This is a genomic window from Bartonella sp. AP57NXGY, assembly GCF_042195805.1.
In the GTDB taxonomy this organism is placed as follows: Bacteria; Pseudomonadota; Alphaproteobacteria; order Rhizobiales; family Rhizobiaceae; genus Bartonella.
Map to the genome: position 1 here is coordinate 1 of NZ_JBHIOZ010000684.1, position 536 is coordinate 536.

A 536-nucleotide genomic window follows, 5' to 3' on the forward strand; every position below is an offset into this window, starting at 1 on the left:
AACACGCCGCCTTAAGCCAAAATCATGTCCATCTTCAATTGTTTCACTTTGTGTTGAGATATTAATAGCTGGCATTGCTTCAATAAATAAATTGAAGTCACGCATATTGAAAACATTGTCACCAGCTGCCGTCTTTGCTGCTTTGATCAACGCAACAAATGTTTCTCTTATCGTCTCGCGGGGATGTTTCATTATTTCTGTTCTCGCAAGATAAGCTTATACATACCGGATTCAGAGGCTTGGACATCTGTAACAGTGAAGTGTTCTTGAGAAGAGGGGGCTTTGTTATTTTCAGGTGAGATGATCACAATACTATCTTGAGGTTTTGGTGGTATTCCCCCGATGTCATTGATACAAAGATCAAGTTCCTTTCTTGGAATTGTGGTGGGGATTCTGCCACCGGCGTCCGATTCTGAATGCTTAATGCCGTAAATCGCTGTAATTTGAAACGATTGCTGATTGTCTTTTCGCGTGTAGATGATGGGCTGCCCAAAAGTGTTGCGCACATCTTTAACCATTTGGTTTAGCAGCCCGTT

The 536-nt window shown here is 42.0% G+C and carries 1 protein-coding gene and 1 pseudogene; both read right to left on the minus strand.

Features of this window, described 5'->3' with window-relative positions; all coding sequences use genetic code 11:
- Window positions 1-192, minus strand: a pseudogene (locus ACFIL8_RS12650) (hypothetical protein); the annotation flags it as partial.
- Window positions 192-536, minus strand: a 345-nt coding sequence (locus ACFIL8_RS12655) for a hypothetical protein (RefSeq protein WP_375690130.1), incomplete at its 5' end; no start/stop codon positions are given. The gene ACFIL8_RS12655 and the pseudogene ACFIL8_RS12650, both read right to left, overlap by 1 nt.